At 63.6% G+C, this 17,061-nt stretch carries 13 protein-coding genes and 1 pseudogene; 3 read left to right on the forward strand and 11 right to left on the reverse strand.

The window, feature by feature from the left end; translation table 11 throughout:
* Positions 1-44: 44 nt before the first annotated feature.
* The 4 genes and pseudogenes from AC3QL2_RS22575 to AC3QL2_RS22590 all read right to left on the reverse strand — a co-directional run.
* Positions 45-224: pseudogene (locus AC3QL2_RS22575) on the reverse strand (transposase); the annotation flags it as partial.
* A gap of 170 nt (positions 225-394) precedes the next feature.
* Positions 395-1,567: a response regulator gene (locus AC3QL2_RS22580; protein ID WP_493232560.1), complete on the reverse strand. Its 1,173-nt coding sequence runs from the start codon at positions 1,565-1,567 to the stop codon at positions 395-397.
* Between the two features lie 146 nt (positions 1,568-1,713).
* Positions 1,714-5,325, reverse strand: a complete 3,612-nt coding sequence (locus AC3QL2_RS22585; RefSeq protein ID WP_493232561.1) for an ATP-binding protein — start codon at positions 5,323-5,325, stop codon at positions 1,714-1,716.
* A gap of 397 nt (positions 5,326-5,722) precedes the next feature.
* A complete protein-coding gene (locus AC3QL2_RS22590) occupies positions 5,723-6,850 on the reverse strand; it encodes a response regulator (RefSeq protein WP_493232562.1) in 1,128 nt (375 codons plus the stop codon).
* Positions 6,851-7,335: 485 nt separating this feature from the next.
* Between AC3QL2_RS22590 and AC3QL2_RS22595 the strand changes: the two genes are divergently transcribed.
* From AC3QL2_RS22595 to AC3QL2_RS22605, 3 genes are all read left to right on the forward strand, one after another.
* A complete protein-coding gene (locus AC3QL2_RS22595; protein WP_493232563.1) occupies positions 7,336-8,451 on the forward strand; it encodes an HD domain-containing phosphohydrolase in 1,116 nt (371 codons plus the stop codon).
* A 172-nt stretch (positions 8,452-8,623) separates the two neighbouring features.
* Positions 8,624-10,813, forward strand: coding sequence for a catalase/peroxidase HPI (gene katG / locus AC3QL2_RS22600; RefSeq protein ID WP_493232564.1), 2,190 nt, complete (start codon positions 8,624-8,626; stop codon positions 10,811-10,813).
* Between the two features lie 196 nt (positions 10,814-11,009).
* Positions 11,010-11,582, forward strand: a complete 573-nt coding sequence (locus AC3QL2_RS22605) for an NADPH-dependent FMN reductase (protein ID WP_493232565.1) — start codon at positions 11,010-11,012, stop codon at positions 11,580-11,582.
* Between the two features lie 13 nt (positions 11,583-11,595).
* Here AC3QL2_RS22605 and AC3QL2_RS22610 read toward each other — a convergent pair whose 3' ends face one another.
* From AC3QL2_RS22610 to AC3QL2_RS22640, 7 genes are read right to left on the reverse strand one after another with little or no spacing between them, the layout of a single operon-like run.
* The gene (locus AC3QL2_RS22610; protein WP_493232566.1) at positions 11,596-12,021 is read right to left on the reverse strand and encodes a nuclear transport factor 2 family protein; all 426 of its coding nucleotides are present in this window, start codon (positions 12,019-12,021) and stop codon (positions 11,596-11,598) included.
* A 1-nt stretch (position 12,022) separates the two neighbouring features.
* Entirely contained in the window at positions 12,023-12,778 is a 756-nt protein-coding gene (locus tag AC3QL2_RS22615) for an SDR family NAD(P)-dependent oxidoreductase (protein ID WP_493232567.1), read from the reverse strand.
* 21 nt (positions 12,779-12,799) lie between these two features.
* On the reverse strand, positions 12,800-13,321 hold the full coding sequence (locus AC3QL2_RS22620) for a DUF3833 domain-containing protein (RefSeq protein ID WP_493232568.1): 522 nt from the start codon (positions 13,319-13,321) through the stop codon (positions 12,800-12,802).
* Complete coding sequence (locus tag AC3QL2_RS22625) at positions 13,321-14,541, reverse strand: MFS transporter (protein ID WP_493232569.1); 1,221 nt, start codon at positions 14,539-14,541, stop codon at positions 13,321-13,323. The genes AC3QL2_RS22620 and AC3QL2_RS22625 overlap by 1 nt, the downstream gene beginning before the upstream one ends.
* A 1-nt stretch (position 14,542) precedes the next feature.
* A complete protein-coding gene (locus tag AC3QL2_RS22630) occupies positions 14,543-15,115 on the reverse strand; it encodes a chalcone isomerase family protein (RefSeq protein WP_493232570.1) in 573 nt (190 codons plus the stop codon).
* Complete coding sequence (locus tag AC3QL2_RS22635) at positions 15,084-16,280, reverse strand: class I SAM-dependent methyltransferase (RefSeq protein ID WP_493232571.1); 1,197 nt, start codon at positions 16,278-16,280, stop codon at positions 15,084-15,086. The genes AC3QL2_RS22630 and AC3QL2_RS22635 overlap by 32 nt, the downstream gene beginning before the upstream one ends.
* Positions 16,277-17,041 (reverse strand): DUF1365 domain-containing protein, encoded by a 765-nt coding sequence (locus AC3QL2_RS22640; protein ID WP_493232572.1) that lies wholly within the window; start codon positions 17,039-17,041, stop codon positions 16,277-16,279. Before AC3QL2_RS22640 ends, AC3QL2_RS22635 begins: the two co-directional genes overlap by 4 nt.
* Positions 17,042-17,061: the final 20 nt, after the last annotated feature.

Here is a 17,061-nt window from a genome sequence, read left to right on the forward strand (position 1 = left end):
TGCGTGGCGGGATGATGGCCCGTGCATTGCGCTGGGCAACGGCTGAACTGGATGGCCGCATCGGAGAAAGTCGGTTGGCGGCCACGCTTGCCGGTGGCCGGGGCGTACTGCTGCATGTCCGTGTCCAGCCACACCGTCAGCGAACCTCGGGCCTTGAGTGCTGCGTTGTAGTCCGCCCAGTTTGTCGTCTTGTACTTGCCCCGCGGGCGCTGTCCTTTACTCATGCCCAGAGCCTACCCGTTGGGACTAGGCGTTTGTGCAACAAAGTCCCTACCGGTTCTGAGCGCGGCTGAACCCGCGGTTGGACTGCGCCAGCGCCCACCCGCGGGCGCTGGCGCAGTCCATATATGGATCACTGCCGATCGGGTGTTCGGGAGGGCGCCGTCCGGCAGTCTCAGGTGGCCAGGCCCTTGTCCCCGCGGATGTTGGCCAGCAGGCCGCCCAGCTGGGAGTCGAAATCCAGCCCTCTGTCGAAGGCCGTCATCGTCTGATCGATCCCCTTGGAAAGTATCGTCAGCATCTGCTCTTCCTGAACGTCCGACAGGCCGAGGTACATCAGCTCCTTGGCGAAGAACTGGTTCAGATCATGCAAGCTCAGGCGGGTTTCCGCCTGCAGCGTCCGGTACTGCTCGCGTAGCGTGACGATGGCGTGCTCAACGCCAGCGGCGGTGTCCTGCAGCAGGGCTGTCCGGGTCCGGATCTCCGTGTCGCGCAGCAGCGCCAGCATGCTCGCCTCGCAGCCCTCGGCGATGATCGCCAGGTGATCGCGCAGGCGTCCGCAGCGTTCTTCGTCCTCGATCGGGAAGTTGTTGATGAGGATGGAGACGTTGGGATAGTTGATGACGATCTTGCGGCTGAACTGGAAGATACGCTCCATCTTGCGGACCTGCTCGAACACCGACTCCTCGAGTGGCGTCGAGCTTCCCGAGGGGACGAAAGTCCGGGCGCGGCCGGGGGCGCCGAGTTGCACATGGGCGTCCAGGTCGTAGTCCCGCAGCGCGGAGATCGTCAGCCGCGCCAGTTCAGCCATGTCGGTGCAGGCCAGGCCGCTGCGCAGGAACTGCAGCGCCACGCCGCTTTCACCCAGATTGGTGAGAAAGGACATGGCCATCTTCTGCATCGAGTCCTTTTCGGACTGCACGCGTTTCCGTTCGGCCACCAGCGTGACCAGCGCACGGACCTTGCTCAGCACCTCTTCGGGAGCCGGCGGCTTGGCGATGAAGTCGTCGCCGCCCGATTCATAGGCCTTGAGCCGTTCTTCCAGTGTGTCGTGACCGGAGAAGAAGATGACGACCGGCTGTTCGGTGGGCGACGACCACTCCTCCAGTGCATGCAGACGGCGGCAGGTCTCGTAGCCGTCGATCCCGCTCATCTGGATGTCCAGCAGCACGACGTCGGGACTGAAGCGGATTACGTGGTCGAGGCAGGCTTCGCCGGACGCGAGGGTGCAGGTCTCGAATTCGTCTTCGAGTAGGCTCTCGAGCAGGCCGGCGGAAATCTCGTCGTCGTCGACGATCATGACCCGCGCCCGGGGCGTGCCGTCAGTATCGAACAGATCGTCGCTCATGGTTGGGCTTCCTTGACGTTTCCCCGCGCATCCAGGATCTGCGCAAGGGCTGCGGCAAATCTTGCTATCGGATGTGGTTTGCAACGGCTATCCGAGTGTTCTTCGATGAACCTTATCAGGCGCTCCATGGGTGAGTAATCCTTGTATTACCGTTTGATAGGTGGTGTATCGGGGACAGCCGCCGGTGCGTTGGACTGCGACGTGGCGGCGATTCGATCGAGTGTGACGTTCAGCGCGTGCTTGAAGTGCTCGAGGGCTGAACTGCAGTCTACTTCCGGCTTGAGCTGCAGTTCGAGCGTCCGGGCGGTGTCGGCCAGCCATTCCAGCCCGACATTGGCAGCGGCCCCCCTGAGCTTGTGGACCAATGCGGCTTGTTCTGCCGGATTCGCCGCCTCCAGTTGTGTGGTGAAGTTGCCGAACTGGGCGGCAAACTTCTGCAGGAAGCTCAAGTGCTTCTCCTTGCTTCTCCAGATGGAGATCCCGCGCTCGAAAGCGATGACGGGGAGCTCGTGATCCGGCTCCCGTTCGTCGGGCGCCGTTGCCGTGGGGACGTCGAGGGCAGGGGGCGACGCCGCGGGAAGGGCGGCGTGCGTGGCGATGGGCACCGCGGCGTCGCTTCCAAGCCAGCGGAGCAGGGTCCTGTGCAGGATGAGCGGCTCGACCGGCTTTGAGATGAAATCGCTCATCCCGGCCTCTTCGCAGCGCTTCTTGTCCTCTTCAAAGGCGTTGGCGGTCATGGCGATGATGGGCACGGCCTGGAGTCCCGGTAGTGCCCGGATGCGCCGGGTGGCTTCCAGACCGTCCATGACCGGCATCTGCATGTCCATCAGGATGAGATCGTAGGTCTTGAGCCGGACCCTCTCCACGGCTTCCGCGCCATTATTCGCAATGTCTGCGGTAAGTCCGAACTCGGCGAGGATTTCCTGGGCCACGTCCTGATTGAGTTCGTTGTCTTCCACGAGAAGGATTCGGGCGTCGGTGCGTATCGGCGCGTCGTCGGCCTCCGGTCCGGAGGTCTTGAGCAACATGTCCGGGGCTCCGAGGGACAGCCGGATGGTGAACCAGAATGTACTGCCCACCCCGGGCTGGCTGCGCACACCAGCTCCGCCGCCCATCAGCATGGCGAGCTTGCGCGAGATGACCAGCCCCAGCCCCGTTCCGCCGTACTTGCGCGACGTGGAGGCGTCTGCCTGGCTGAAGGCCTGGAACAGGCGTGTCTGCTGTTCATCGGAAATGCCGATGCCCCTGTCTTCCACCTCGAAGCTCACTTCACCCACGCCATCCCGAAATGCGTCCAAGTGGGCACGAATGACGATATTCCCGCGGTCGCTGAACTTGATGGCATTGTTGATGAAGTTGATGAGGATCTGGCCGAGCCGCATGGGGTCGCCGATGACGACCGCGTCGTTCAGTCGATCGTCCACTTCACGGCACAGCTTGAGGCCCTTTTCCTCCGCCTGCATGGTGAGCATGCTGTAGACGTGGTCGATGACTGTCGGGACGCGGAAAGGCAGGCTCTGCAGGTGTATCTGTTCGGCGTCGATCTTGGAGAGGTCCAGGATGTCGTTGATGATCGCCAGCAGGTGGCGCCCCGCGGAGACGATCTCGTCGAGCCGGGTTGCGTGAACGGTTCCCGCCATGGGCTTCTTGAGCAGCTGGGAGAAGCCGATGATCACGTTCAGCGGGGTACGTATCTCATGGGACATGTTGGCGAGGAAGGTGCTTTTCGCCCGGTTTGCATCCTCGGCTTCCTCGACCCGCTTTTCGAGCTGAAGATTGAGCTCCTTGATGGTGCGCGAGCGTTCCTCGACCAGGTTCTCCAGATGGTCCCGGTAGTTGGCCAGCGTGAGTTCTGCGTACTTGCGTTCGATGGCCAGGGAGACCAGCGTCGACACGTGGCCGATCAGCTGGATGTCGTTGGGGGTGGGTGTGGACGGGGCGCGGTGATAGATGGCAAAGGTGCCCAGCACCTGCTGGCTCGAATCCCTGATGGGCTCGGACCAACAGGAAGCGAGCCCGGCCTGTGCCGCGATATCCCGATACTTCATCCAGTAGGGGTGGACCTGAATGTTCTCGACGATTACCCGTTCGCCGGAATGGGCAGCGGTACCGCAGGAGCCTTCTCCTTTGGCGATGGGCAGTCCGTCAATGGCCTCCATGTAGAACGCGGGCAAATTGGACGCGGCGGAGTGCAGCAACTGGCCACCTTCTGGACTGATCAGCAGGATGCTGCACAGCGCCGTGGGGTCGATTTTCTCGATGCCTTGTACGATGGCGTTGAAAATCTGCTCCAGCGGCGAACCCTCGACAATGAGTTGTAGTGCGCCGCTGCGAAATTTCTCGAGCTCCTCCGCGCGGTTGCGTTCGGTGAAGTCAGCCACGTTGGCCAGCGCGAAATCCTGGTTGTTGTCCCGAAAGTGACTCAGGCCGACTTCGATGGGAAACAGGCTGGCATTCTTGTGCTTGCCGCACAGAGCTTTGCCCTTGCCCATCTTGCGGCTGAATGGCTCGTGAAAGTAGGCGGCGAGAAAGTATGTGTGTGCGTTGCGGCTCTCGTCCGGCAGCAGAATATTGAGGGGCTGTCCGATCAATTCCTCGTGGGTGTAGCCGAATATCCGGCCCAACTCCCGGTTGGCCATGACGATCCTGCCGTTTGCATCCACCACCGCCAGCCCGTTGGAGTTGGCTTCGAACACGGTCTGGAAGTTCTGCTGTGCCTGGTAGAGCAGCTGGGTGGCCCGGGCTTCCTCGCGGGCGATCTGCTCGGCGCTGTGGAATGCGTTGCGCTGGGCGTTCGAGATGACCAGTTTGCGACAGCCAATTGCAAACAGGACCAGCAGCAGCAGGGTGCCGATCGATATTTGCGACCAGACTCTCCAGCGCACTTGGGCGAGGCTTTCGCTCGGCAGACGGCTGAGCACAGTCCAGGTATTGCGGGTCTCTACGCGGCCCTTGTAGCTCTCGGAGAGCGCAATCGTGGACCATGTCCATACATCTCCCCCGATCGATTGCTGCCCTTTGTCTGCGGCCTTGATGGCCTGCCACGCCTCGGGGTGGCGGGTGCCGAACGTGTTGGGCTGCTTCAGCATGAAGCCCCATTCCTCCGCAGGGTTGGTGCTGCGCAGCCAATACCCGTCCCCATTGAGTAGTTGCAAGCGGGAAGCGAGCGGGGCCGCGGTCCTGATGAAAGCTTCGATGTTCTTGCGTGCGGCGAGATTGATCAGCAGGAAGCCGCGTGGCTTGCCATGTTCGTCGAACACCCGTTGTCCGACCCGGAGGGTCGGTGTGTAGGGCTCGACGATACGGGAGTCTTCCATCAACAGGTCGAGGGGGGAAATGTAGGCCAGGTTGCCCTGCATTCCCATGATGTCCTTGAAGAAATAGCGATTGCGCTTGTTTTGGAGCCGCGCACGTGGCAGGGGCTTTCCGTCGATGCCGTTCCAGTCGACACGAACCCGCTCCTGACCGTCCTGGTCGATCCAGCGAATGCTGTTGTAGCCCGGATTGCGTGACAGCAGCGTGATGAAAGCCTGCTGCATTGCCGCAAGCGTATCCTCCGAGGGGGACAGGTATGCGTTGCGGATCGAGGCTTCCGTCACAAGGCTGCGGATATGGTCCAGGGGCAATGCGAGGTCTTCCTCGAGGCGATGACGAGCCGCCGACACATGCTCCTGTTCGTGGGCAAGGATCGGCGTGATCGCGGCCTGCTCCGAAGAGCGTCCCAATAGCCAGGCGCCCCCGATGACGATCAGCGCCACCGGTAGGAAAATTGACAGGAACTGGATGAGAAGATAGCGCCTGTCTATTCCATTATCGCTATTGGGGTTATTCGAAATGAAATAAATGGAACTAATATCAGGCTCCTGGATTCATTCGAGGAAAAACAATGGTTTTTTCTGCTAATGGTATTCCCGAAAAATGCGGGACGGCAGTGCAGTGGGACACAATCAGAAATATGCCCTGACAAGAATGCGCATGCCAGCGCCGCTTGCCCTGCAAGGCCTGGCGATCAACGGATATACCCGGAGTGAAGGAAGGGTTTTCCCCGCGTGGAGCGCGGGAAGGGGCATTTCTATTGGCGTCGGCGGTTCGGAATGGGGCGTCACGCCCCCGCCGTTTTTCTTCCGCCGGGCCGGCTGCTATACGCGGTGCCGGTCAGCGCCCGCTGGCGGCCTGCTTGAGCAGGCGCCCCACGACTTCCCGGAACTCCAGGTCGATGTCGGTGGCCCGATCGAAATAACGATGAAAATCGTCCTGGGCACCCCGGAACAAGTCGTCCAGATAGGCGCGCTGGATGTCCGTCAGGCTCATGCTGTCCAGCGCCCGCTCAAGATTCTCCATCGGCTCGACAAGCAGGTGCTGGGCGTGGGACAGGTTATCGCGGCTTTGCTCGGCGATCTGCACAAATGCCCGGCCCAGCTCGACCAACTGGGGGCTGCTAGTGTTCGCCTGGATGGGCTGATCGTTCAGGGCCTCGATGTCGCGAATACGTCGGTCGGCACATTCGGTCAGCGTCGACAGATGCTCGCGCAGGCTCGCCCGCCGGTCGGGCTCGTCGGTCGGCAGGTTGTGGATCAGGATGGCAATGTTCGGGTAGGTGACGAGCGCTCGGCTGCCAAATTCGAAGAGGTGTTCCGAATCCCGCCGGGTGGCAAGCACGGAGGCGGCCAGCGGTGACAGCGGGCCATCGGTCGTGCGATCCAGCGGACCGTCGTGGCCATTCACCCGTACCGCGCCGTTCAGATCCCACGCCGTCAGAATGCCGACGAACAGTTCTGCAATGGCTTCATGGCTGCTCAGGGTTGTGAGCCTGCGCAAGGCGTCCACCACCGCGCTCAGATCACCGACCCTGCTGAAGGCTTTCTGAACGAGAACCTGGGCGGTGCTCGATTGGCGGGCGAGGGCGTTGAGTGTCTTTCGGTGGTCGGCGATGCTGCGCAGCTTGTGGCGCAACTCATGGGCAGCAACCGGCTTCAGTATGTAATCGTCGCCGCCCGCCTCATAGGCGGCAATCCTGTCGTCTGCGGAGTCGTGGGCAGACACGAAGACGACGGTCGTTGCGTCGCCGTCGGGCCGCTTGCGCAACGCCCTGCATGTGTCGTAGCCGTCAAGGCCGGGCATGCCGATATCGAGCAGGACGACGGCGAACGCTTCGGTACTTGAAAGAAAGGCATCGCCGTTTTCGAAGGTCTCGACCGTGTAGTCATTACCCAGCAGCTTGCTCAGAATGAAACGCTGCGGAGAATTGTCATCGACGATCGCAATACGAACCTTTTCACCCATGATACTTCCCGGTCTCAAGCTTTGATGTGGTTTTGGGTCGGGGCGCGAGCATGCGCTTGCGCCAGCCGGTGCGAGGTTAGCACGGAGACCCGTCCGGGCGAACCATGGATCGTGCATTTCGGTGCTCGCTGATTTACTTTTTGTGAGGCCGCGTTCATGACCATTGAGAGTATGTACTCACGAAGAGTGGGATCGTCCCGCATACCGTGGTGCTGCCGCTGTGTATCTTTTGTCATAACCGAAGGCCTGAGATCGTTGTCTGGTAAGGATCGGGCGATTTGATGCAATTTGCGGGGGAGCAGGGTGCAGCGAGAAATATTTAACGGGATGGGGCTTGATAGTGGATTAGGGGCCTGCACCGTTTGATTTTTATCAACCGACCGCTGTTCCGGCGGAGATTAAAATCGGCAGCTGGCGAAATAATGCATTTTTTTCATTATTTCGCTTTTTTAATAGACGCGTCTGCCTGGGTTTGATCGATGCAAATGAAGTTGGATCAGTGGTGCGAATTCCTTTCTATTGATGAAAAGGTGTCGGAGACGCTAAGGGAGTTTCTCCCGCTCATCGAGGCCCATATCGACCAGATCCTGGACGTGCTGTATGCGCGACTGCGGGCCAGTGCGGTATCGGCGCAGGCCTTTGGCAGCGATGAAACGCTGGCGCGTGCGCGCCGGAGCCAGAAGGAACATTGGCTGAAGCACGTTTTCGCTGGAAATTTCGACGACAACTACCTGGAGGCCGCGCGGCGGATCGGGCGGGCCCACCATCAGCTGGGCGTCGATCTCCGGCTCTACATGGGTGCCTACGCGATCGTCCTGAACGAGCTGACCCGCATCGTCCAGATGGCCATTCCCGATAGCGCTGAGACGCGCCTGCGCTACATGAACGCGGTGACCAATGTGGTGTTCATGGACATGGGGCTTGCCACCTATGTCTATTACGACACCATGCTGTCCCACGTCGAGGAGATGGCCCACCAGCTGAACATGAGCCTGGCGCGTGCCGGGGAATACCGGGACAACGAGACGGGCGAGCACATCGTGCGCATGGGCCGTATGTGCGAGGCCGTCGCGCTAGCGTACGGCAAGGATGCCCGCTGGGCCGAGATGCTGCGCGTGGCGAGCCCGCTGCACGACGTGGGCAAGATCGGCGTGCCCGACAGCATCCTGCTGAAGCCGGGCCGGCTGACCACCGACGAAATGGACGTGATGCGCCAGCACCCGGAGATCGGCGGCGACATCATCCCGGAACACCCCGCCGAGGTGATCGGCATGGCGCGGCGGATTGCCCTCACGCACCACGAGAAGTGGGACGGCTCGGGTTATCCGATCGGCCTGCGCGGCAACGAGATTCCCCTCGAAGGGCGCATCGCGGCGATCTGCGACGTGTACGACGCGCTGATCTCGAAGCGGCCTTACAAGCCGGCATGGTCCACCGACGAGGCCATCGGCCACATCGTGGCCAGCAGCGGCACCCACTTCGATCCCGAGGTGGTGCGCAGCTTCCTGGCCTGCCTGACGAGCATCGACGAGATCCAGCGCATGTACGTCGATACGGAGGGCGGGGACACCCAGCCCGAAACCGGTGCGGTGTACTGCTGAGGCCCGCCGGATCACGCATTCACGGCCGTCACGGCGAGGATAGGCGCCGCATATCGCCGGAATAAGGCAAAGCAAATGGTATCTCCATGGGCCGCTGCTAAGCTGTCCATCAGGCGGAACTTGTTTGTCGTTCCGCAAGTCCTTTGAGTGTTTCGACGAGGAGGAGACGACCATGAGCGAACAACAAAAGTGCCCGTTTTCCGGCACGCACGGCGCTCCGGCGACCGCCGGCGTGCGCTCCAACCGGGACTGGTGGCCAAAGCAACTCAACCTGGGAATCCTGCACCAGCACGCCCCGGCCTCGAACCCGATGGACCCGGGGTTCAACTACGCCGAAGCCTTCGGCAAACTCGACCTTAAAGCGGTCAAGCAGGATCTGACTGCCCTGATGACCGACTCGCAGGACTGGTGGCCGGCGGACTGGGGCCACTACGGCGGCCTGTTCATCCGCATGGCCTGGCACAGCGCCGGCACCTACCGTACCGCCGATGGGCGAGGCGGCGGCGGCACCGGCAACCAGCGCTTCGCGCCGGTCAATAGCTGGCCGGACAACGGCAACCTGGACAAGGCCCGCCGCCTGCTGTGGCCGATCAAGCAGAAATACGGCAACGCGCTGTCGTGGGCCGACCTGATCATCCTGGCCGGCAACGTGGCGCTGGAATCCATGGGCTTCAAGACCTTCGGTTTCGGCGGCGGTCGGGTGGACGTCTGGCAGCCCGAAGAAGACATCTACTGGGGGCCGGAGACCGAATGGCTGGGCGACAAGCGCTACAGCGGCGAGCGCGATCTCGCCAACCCGTTGGCCGCTGTCCAGATGGGCCTCATCTATGTGAACCCGGAAGGCCCCAACGGCAACCCTGACCCGGTTGGCTCCGGCCGCGACGTGCGCGAGACCTTCGCCCGTATGGCCATGGACGACGAGGAAACCGTTGCGCTGGTGGCCGGCGGCCACACCTTCGGCAAGGCCCACGGCGCTGGCGACCCCAAACTGGTCGGGCCCGAGCCGGAAGGCGCGCCGCTGCAGCAGATGGGCCTGGGCTGGAAGAACGACTTCGGCTCCGGCAAGGGCATCCACAGTACCACCAGCGGCATCGAAGGCGCCTGGAAGCCCAACCCCACCACCTGGGACAACGGCTATTTCGACACGCTGTTCGGCTACGAGTGGGAACTCGTCAAGAGCCCGGCGGGTGCCTCGCAATGGCTGGCCAAGGACGTCAAGGACGAGGATCTGATCCCGGATGCCCACGACCCGTCGATCAAGCACCGGCCGATGATGACCACCGCCGACCTGTCCCTGCGCTTCGACCCGGTCTACGAGCCGATTGCCCGCCGCTACCACAAGGACCCGCAGGCCTTTGCCGAGGCCTTTGCGCGTGCCTGGTTCAAGCTCACGCACCGGGACATGGGGCCGAAGGTGCGTTATCTCGGCCCGGAAGTGCCGGCCGAAGACCTGATCTGGCAGGACCCGATCCCCGCCACCGATCACCCGCTGATCGATGCGGCCGATATCGCCGGCCTGAAGGCGAAGGTGCTTGCCTCTGGCTTGTCCGTCGCCGAGCTAGTGTCCACCGCCTGGGCCTCCGCGTCCACCTTCCGCGGTTCCGACAAGCGCGGTGGAGCCAACGGCGCCCGCATCCGCCTGGCCCCGCAGAAGGATTGGGAGGCCAACGAACCGGCGAAGCTCGCCAAGGTGCTGGCGACGCTGGAGGAGATTCAGCAGGGCTTCAACGCGCAGGGCGGCAAGAAAGTGTCCCTCGCCGACCTGATCGTGCTGGGTGGTTGTGCGGCCGTCGAGAGCGCCGCCAAGGCCGCCGGACATTCCATCGAAGTGCCATTCACGCCGGGCCGCGGCGACGCGCTGGCGGAACAGACCGACGCAGAGTCCTTCGCGGTGCTGGAGCCGCGGGCCGACGGCTTCCGCAATTACCAGAAGCAGGCCTTCCGCGTGCCGGCGGAAACCCTGCTGGTGGACAAGGCCCAGTTGCTGAAGCTCAGCGCGCCGGAAATGACCGTGCTGGTCGGTGGCTTGCGCGTGCTGGGTGCCAACGTGGGCGGGTCGAAGCACGGTGTGTTCACTGCGCGGGCAGGGCAGCTGACCAACGACTTCTTCGTCAACCTGGTGGACATGGGTACCGAGTGGCAGCCGACATCTGAAGCCGCCGACACCTTCGAAGGCCGCGACCGCAAGACCGGGGAAGTCAAATGGACTGGCACGCGGGTCGACCTGGTTTTCGGTTCCAACTCGCAGCTGCGTGCGCTGGCCGAGGTGTATGCGCAGAGCGACGCGCAGGGCAAGTTCGTGCGCGACTTCGTGGCAGCCTGGAACAAGGTGATGAACCTGGATCGATTCGAGCTGGCTTGAGCGCAGCAAGGGCGCGGGAACGGCCGATGGGACGGCGATTTCCCGCGCTCCGCATTGTCAGTTCGACGGGCGGCGCCTATGGTGATTTATGGCCGGACAACAAGGCGTATCGCCGCTGCCGGCCACCCCCGCCCGCGCCCGGCCCTATCGGCAGCAGGCAGAACACCAACCTGTTCTACGCTGCAAGGAGATCCCCATGAGTACGTACAAGGTCGGCTATTTTGTCGGCAGCCTGTCGAGCACCTCGATCAACCGGCTGCTGGCCAAGGCGCTGGTGCGTCTGGCGCCGCCGGAACTGGAACTGACCGAGATCCCGATCCGTGAGCTGCCGCTGTACAGCCAGGATTACGACGCGGATTTTCCGCCGGTCGCCTGCGGTTTCAAGAAAGCCATCACCGATTCGGACGCCATTCTCTTCGTGACGCCGGAATTCAACCGCTCGATTCCCGGTGGCCTGAAGAACGCCATCGACTGGGCAAGCCGCCCATGGGGCAACAACTCCTTCGCCCGCAAGCCGGCGGCAGTGATCGGCACCTCGCCCGGCGCCATCGGTACGGCGGTGGCGCAGCAGAGCCTGCGCGGCGTGCTGTGTTTCTGCAACGCGCCGCTGATGAACACCGTCGAGGCCTACCTCCAGTTCAAGCCGGGCCTCATCACCGAGGACGGGCAGGTGACGGACCCGTCGACGGAGCAGTTCCTGAGCAACTATATGAAGGAATTCCACGCCTTCATCGTGCGGGTGCTGACGGTACTGCCGCGCAGCAGTTGACTTCGCTCCAGCCTTACCCGGCCGCCAGCGCCCTCTTGAGCCAGCGCATGAAGCTGCCGATCATTGGCAGCTTCATGTACAACTCTTCGGCCGCATCCCAGTAGTCCCGGTGATAGTCGATTTTGTCGTCGCGACCGAACCTTAGATGCGACACACCACGAATGATCTGCGCCTCACCCCGGCCCCACCGGCGTGTGCGGTAGGAAAACTCCCAGACCAGCATGGCGCCGTGTGCGTCGCGCATATGTTCCGTGACGATGAAGCGTGGCTCGTCCACCTGCCGGAACATGTGCGTGAAGATGCGCTGGATGGCCTCAATGCCACGCACCTCGTTGAACGGGTCCTTGAAACAGGCCCCGGTACTGTAGAACTCTGCAAAGCGCCCAATGCTCTCCGGCGTCAGCGTCTGGTAGAAGGCGATCAGGCGGTCGATATCCATCTCAGGCCCCAGTGAGGCGGCGGATCAGCGGGAAGTACCAGCGATAAGGCAGCAGCGACAGGAGTTTCAGCACGCGGGTGAAGCGTTTCGGGAAATGGATTTCGAAGTGCCCTGTCCTGAAACCGTCCACTACCGCCGTGGTCGCCTGCTCAGGCGTCAGCAGCGCCGGCATGGTGAAATCGTTGCGGGTGGTCAGGCGGGTCTGCACGAAGCCGGGGTTGATGACCCACACGCCGATGCCTTGCGGCGCCAGGTCAAGATGCAGGCATTCGGCAAAATGGATCAGCGCCGCCTTGCCCGGACCGTAGCACAGCGCCTTGGGCAGGCCGCGGTAGCCCGCTACGCTGGCCACGAAGGCGATGCCGCCTCCGGCCTGCAGGGTGGGAAGCACGGTCGCGGCGAGACGCATCGCGCCGTTGAAATTGACGGCCACGACCTGCTCGGCACGCGTCAGATCAAAGTCGCTTGCGCGCATCGGCACATAGTCGCCGGCCAGGTAGACCACCAGGTCGACACCACCCCAGGCCGCCAGCAGCGCCCCGTGCGCGCCGGCCAGGCTGGTCGTATCGGTTGTGTCGCAGGGCAGCAGCAGGGCCGCGTCGAGTTCGAGTGCCCGCAACTTGTCAGCCGAACGTGCCGACAATGCCAGCCGTGCGCCGCGCCGGGCGAGTTCCCTGGCCATGGCGGCACCGATGCCGCTCGATGCGCCGACCAGCCACACGCGCCGCCCTCGCCAGTCCGAGATTGCCGGGTTCATCGTGATCCTCGTCCCGCAGCCTTAGCGTTTGGCGAAGCTCAGCGTCACCTCGCCGAGCCTGAAGCCCCATTTCGACATGTAGGAGCGGTTGAGCATCACCCTGTCGTCCATCAGGAACATCCAGTCGTCGAAATCGACGTGATAGACCTTTCCATCGACAGGCAGCGCGAGCACATAGCGCCAGCGCAGCGCGTTGCCGGCCAGTTCGCCCACCGCCTCACCGATCACGTCGTCGGCCGTGCCACGATAGCTGCCGTCCGGCTGGCGCTTGAGCGTCCACACTCTCCGCGACGTGGTGCCGTCGGACCACTTGAAATGCTCGTCGAGGACGCCGGTATCGCCATCCCAACTGGCATCGATGACGGCGTGGAAGCGCTTCTTCACCTCGCCGGAACGCCCCTGGAAAATGCCCCAGGCGTCCAGGGTGCCGTTCAGGTAGCGTCGCAGATCGAGCGCCGGCTGTTCGGCCTTGTATTGCTCGACACCGTTTGACGCGCAGGCGGTGAGGCCGACGGAGAGCAGGGCGGCAGTCAGCAGTTTCATCATCGGATCTCCAGTGAATCGCGCCAGCGCCACAGCAGGCCGGCCGCCAGCACCTTGAAACCGAGTGGCAGCAAGACGTAGGCGAAGCTCAGTGCAGCCAGTCCGTCGGCGCCACCCGGCCGGTAATCGAGCAGATCCAGCAGTGGCAAGGCCAGCCCGGCGGCCAGCGCGAGGTTGAGTTTGGCGACGAGATTCCACAGCCCGAAGCAGGCGCCGGCCTGTCCCTGGCGTTCGCCCAGATCGGCGGCAATGGCGGCTGGCAAGGTCAGGTCGGCGCCCAGCGCCAGCCCGGATACAAGGCAGATCACCGCGAAGGCCGCGATATCGCCGTTGCCGACCAACGCGGTGCTGGCGAACGCGCCCACGGCTAGCACCATCGCCAGTGCCCAGGTCCGCACTCGTCCGTAATGGGTGGCGAGCCTGACCCACACTGGCAGGGATGCGGCCCCGGCGACGAAGTACAGGGCCAGCAGTGGGCCGCCCGCATTGGCGGCACCGAGCACATCGGCAACGAAGAACAAGAACAGCGTTGCCGGCAGCGCGGCAGCGATGCCGTTGACGACGAAGACACCGAGCAGACGACGGAAGGCAACGTTCCCCAGCGCTCGCCCAATGCTCTCGCCCAACGGGGTACGCGATGTGGCCGTTGGTGCACCCACCCCAACCTGGGAGAAGACCACTGCGGCGGCAAGGAGCAACAAGGGCGGCAAGATCCAGGACAGACGTTCGGTGCCGGCGTTCAGGTTGTTCGCCAGCAGGCTGGGCAAGGCCGCCGCCAGCAATACGCCGACCAGGCCGCAGCCCTCCCGAGCGGCTGTCAGCCGCGTTCGCAGCGCCGAATCGCCGCCGAGCGCAGCCCCCCAGGCCTGATAGGCCACCGAAGCGGCGGAGAAGCCCAGATAGGTCAGCGTCATCGAACCGAGCAGCCAGAGGGCGGGTGTAGGAGGCTGCGGATTGAGCAGGGCGACGAAGCCGATGGCGAAGGGGAACAGGGCTAAAGCCAGCATGCGACGGCGTGGCCAGCGGTCGGCCAGCCAGCCCAGCCACGGGTCCACACACGCATCGAGCAGGCGCGCGCCGAGCAGGATTGCGCCGAGCAGCGTGAGATCCATTCCGGTCGTCTCTGCGTAAAACCGCGGGACATGGACGTAGATCGGCAGCGCGGCGAAAGCCAGCGGGAGGCCGAGGGCTCCGTATGCCAGCACCGCAGCGTTCGACATCTCAGCCATCCTTGCGCTGGAGCAGGGCGGCCCGCAGAGCCGGGGCGCTTGTCCGCGTATCGAGCCAGATGGCGAAGAAGGCTTCGGCGAAGCCCGGCAGATGGATCGCGCCGAGCAGCCGATCGTCCTGGTAGAAACGAGCCCCGTCGGTGCGGTAGAGGCCGAGGATGTGATCGCCCGGCTTCACGTTGGGAAAGATGCGTTGCATCTGCTCACCCCAGCGTGCCAGCAAGGTCTCGTCGTTGACGAAGCGGCGCATCTCCTTGACGCAGGCTTCGACGATGGCCTTGCCTTCGATATTGCGCTTGTAGTCGAGACGCAGGGCGAGCGGCGGGCGTTGCGGGTCCTCGCCGGCCCACAAAGTGGCTTCGTAGACGAGGAAGCCGAAACGCCGGAATTCGCCGCTCCCCCAGAGTTTGAGGCCGGCCAGGGCTTCGATCTCGGCATAGGCTGGCAGGCCAAGCAGGGGGCTCGCCGCCAGCGCGAGCAGCAGCCGGCGGCGAGCCACGGCGGCCGGGCTACCTGCGCGTGGCACGCCGGGATCAACGATGGGCGAGCTCGAACTGGACGACATCGATGTTTCCGGCCAGGAAGCCGGCCTCGCAGTAGTGGAGGTAGAAGCGCCACAGCCGGCGGAAATTCTCGTCGAAGCCCTGCGTGGCGATCTGCGCCCAGTTGGCCTCGAAGGCGGCGCGCCACTCGGCCAGCGTGCGGGCGTAATCGAGGCCGAAGGCGAACTCCCCTGTGACCTGCAAGCCCTGCCGTTCGGCCGTTTTCCGGAAGACGCTGCGCGACGGCAGCATGCCGCCGGGGAAGATGTATTGCTGGATGAAGTCGGTGCCGCGCCGGTAGGTCGCGAACAGGTCGTCGCGGATGGTGATGCTCTGGATCACCGCGCGGCCACCGGGCTTGAGCGCGCGGGCGAGGGTGGCGAAGTAGTTTGGCCACCACTGCTCGCCGACCGCCTCGAACATCTCGATGGAAACGATGTGGTCGAAGCGCTCCCGGGTGTCGCGGTAGTCCTGCAGGCGCAGGTCGGCCTGCGGCACGCGCCTTTTTGCCCACTCCAACTGGGCCGGCGACAGGGTCAGGCCGGTGACGTGCAAGCCATCGTGTACGGCCATCTCTGCGAAACCGCCCCAGCCGCTGCCGATTTCCAGCACGCTTTCGTCCGGACTGGCCTGCAGGTGCTCGAGAATGCGGCGGTACTTGGCTTGCTGGGCGGCGAGCAGGGAGCCATCGTCTTCTGGCCGGTATAGAGCGGAGGAGTAGCTCATGCTGGGATCGAGCCACAGTCGGTAAAAATCATTGCCCAGGTCGTAATGGGCCATGATGTTGCGCTTGCTACCGGCGCGGCTGTTGCGGTTGAACCAGTGGCGTACCCGCGCGGCGAGCAATTGCCGCCAGGAACCATAGATGGCTTTGGCGAGCGCCCCCCGGTTGCGGGCGAGCAGCGTGAGCAGGGCGGTGACGTCCGACGAGTCCCATTGGCCATCCAGGTAGGCCTCGGCCAGCCCGATGTCGCCGCGGGCGAGCACCCGCCCGAACATCGCCTCGTCGTGCACCTGCAGGCTCAGGCTGCAGTCACCCTCACCGAACAGGGCACGGGAGCCATCCGGCAGGCGGACTTCGAGCAGGCCGCCGGTCAGCCCCTCCAGCAGCTTGAAGACGGTGCGGGTGTCGCGGGCCAGCGTTTGGGGGCTGCGCAAGGGAAGGGCGTAGTCGAGGGTCTGGGTCATTTGGATGATTCCTGTACGGATCGTGGAACGGGATTCACCCCGCGGAAGGGCACCCTTTTGAGCCACAGCCTGAGCGCCTGCCAATGGATGCGGGCGATGACGCCGAGGGTCAGGAAAGGCATGCGCAGGAAGGCCTTGAGCAGCGCGCCGGCCGACCAGGGGCCTGGCTTGCCGGAGAGGGCGGTGAGGAGCAGTTCGCCCTCCGCGTCGTCGTAATCGATGCGCGCCACTTGAACGGCGCGCTGGCGCTGGAAGCGGAAGCGGTAGGCGCCCTCGATCCCGTTGAAGGGCGAAACGTGGAAACACTTGCCTGCGTGCAACTCCTCGCCGTCGCGCATCGCTTCGCCGTGATGATGCAGCAGGTAGCTGTGGGTGCCGCCGAAGGTGTTGTTGACCTCGGCCAGGACGGCGATCAGCCGGCCACTGCGATCGTGGCAAAACCAGAAGCTGACCGGGTTGAACACGTAGCCGAGCACCCGCGGAAAGGTCTGCAGCACGATCTCGCCGTCGTTGGGCAGGCCATGCTCGGCCAGCAAGCCTTCTATCCACGGCAACAGCGGGCCGCCGTCGCGGGGGCCGTGGTCCTTGCTGTGAAAGCTCAGCAGGTTGGGCCTGTCCACCGAGAAGATGCCACACGTCGTCGCTGCCAGATTGCGTAGCGGCAACTGCACGTAGAACACCGGGTATGCAAAAGCATTGACGGCTGGGCGCAAGCGGCGGTGCATCACGTGGCCGAGGCAGATTTGCGGATGCGTGTTCATCGGGGGCTCGGACTGTCTCT

This window comes from Zoogloea sp. GW822-FHT05C07, from assembly GCF_058800215.1.

Excerpts from the sequence above, each read along its gene's own strand:
- AC3QL2_RS22580 (WP_493232560.1), bottom strand. The coding sequence starts at position 1,567 with ATGAGCGACGATCTGTTCGATACTGACGGCACGCCCCGGGCGCGGGTC.
- AC3QL2_RS22590 (WP_493232562.1), bottom strand. The coding sequence starts at position 6,850 with ATGGGTGAAAAGGTTCGTATTGCGATCGTCGATGACAATTCTCCGCAG.
- AC3QL2_RS22595 (WP_493232563.1), top strand. The coding sequence starts at position 7,336 with ATGAAGTTGGATCAGTGGTGCGAATTCCTTTCTATTGATGAAAAGGTG.
- katG (WP_493232564.1), top strand. The coding sequence starts at position 8,624 with ATGAGCGAACAACAAAAGTGCCCGTTTTCCGGCACGCACGGCGCTCCG.
- AC3QL2_RS22605 (WP_493232565.1), top strand. The coding sequence starts at position 11,010 with ATGAGTACGTACAAGGTCGGCTATTTTGTCGGCAGCCTGTCGAGCACC.
- AC3QL2_RS22610 (WP_493232566.1), bottom strand. The coding sequence starts at position 12,021 with ATGGATATCGACCGCCTGATCGCCTTCTACCAGACGCTGACGCCGGAG.
- AC3QL2_RS22615 (WP_493232567.1), bottom strand. The coding sequence starts at position 12,778 with ATGAACCCGGCAATCTCGGACTGGCGAGGGCGGCGCGTGTGGCTGGTC.
- AC3QL2_RS22620 (WP_493232568.1), bottom strand. The coding sequence starts at position 13,321 with ATGAAACTGCTGACTGCCGCCCTGCTCTCCGTCGGCCTCACCGCCTGC.
- AC3QL2_RS22625 (WP_493232569.1), bottom strand. The coding sequence starts at position 14,541 with ATGTCGAACGCTGCGGTGCTGGCATACGGAGCCCTCGGCCTCCCGCTG.
- AC3QL2_RS22630 (WP_493232570.1), bottom strand. The coding sequence starts at position 15,115 with ATGTCGTCCAGTTCGAGCTCGCCCATCGTTGATCCCGGCGTGCCACGC.
- AC3QL2_RS22635 (WP_493232571.1), bottom strand. The coding sequence starts at position 16,280 with ATGACCCAGACCCTCGACTACGCCCTTCCCTTGCGCAGCCCCCAAACG.
- AC3QL2_RS22640 (WP_493232572.1), bottom strand. The coding sequence starts at position 17,041 with ATGAACACGCATCCGCAAATCTGCCTCGGCCACGTGATGCACCGCCGC.